Annotated in this window: 1 pseudogene; it reads right to left on the minus strand. The window is 57.6% G+C overall.

From position 1 onward, the window contains the following. Window positions 1-571, minus strand: a pseudogene (locus tag EXE45_RS19940) (hypothetical protein); the annotation flags it as partial.

The following is a 571-nucleotide window of genomic DNA, read 5'->3' on the forward strand; positions in this document are numbered from 1 at the left end:
AGCCCCACCACGGACGAGGTCGTCAGAGACCAGCCGCAACACGAACTCCGTGAATTTGTCTTTGCCAGCGTCTGACTCGCCGAAGATGTAGAGATACTGGAGGGCATTATCGAGAGTGACGCTTCCGTAGAACTGCTTCGCGTACAGGTTCACAAACGGCGCCCAGAGCCCGTAGAGCACGCCCTCGTACAGGTGGGCTTTCACCGCCTTCGGGTTGTTCGTTTCGCCCCAGCGGTCGATGGTCTTGATGTAGTTCTCAATGTTCTCGAGGGATGCGTCAAGGAGGTCCGGGTCGGGCTCGTGGTCAGCGGTCAGGATACGGTGGTGTTTACCGTGTTGGAGATGGACGCGCTGGTTCTCCTCGTCGATCCACATTTTCGGCACGTCATACCGCGTTTGGAGATAGTTGGTGTAGCCCTCTACGGGTGTTGTGATGGCGTCCGCGCCGACATCCGCCCCGCGACGCTTGAGGTCGGTTTCCATCTGGTCGAGGTAGCCGTCGTTTTCGTATCCTTGCGTTGAGAGGGTGATTGAGTACTCGGGTGTTTTTGCTGCCGTAATTCCCTCAGCT

The organism is Halorubrum sp. SP9 (assembly GCF_005435015.1).
Taxonomy (GTDB): Archaea; Halobacteriota; Halobacteria; order Halobacteriales; family Haloferacaceae; genus Halorubrum; species Halorubrum sodomense.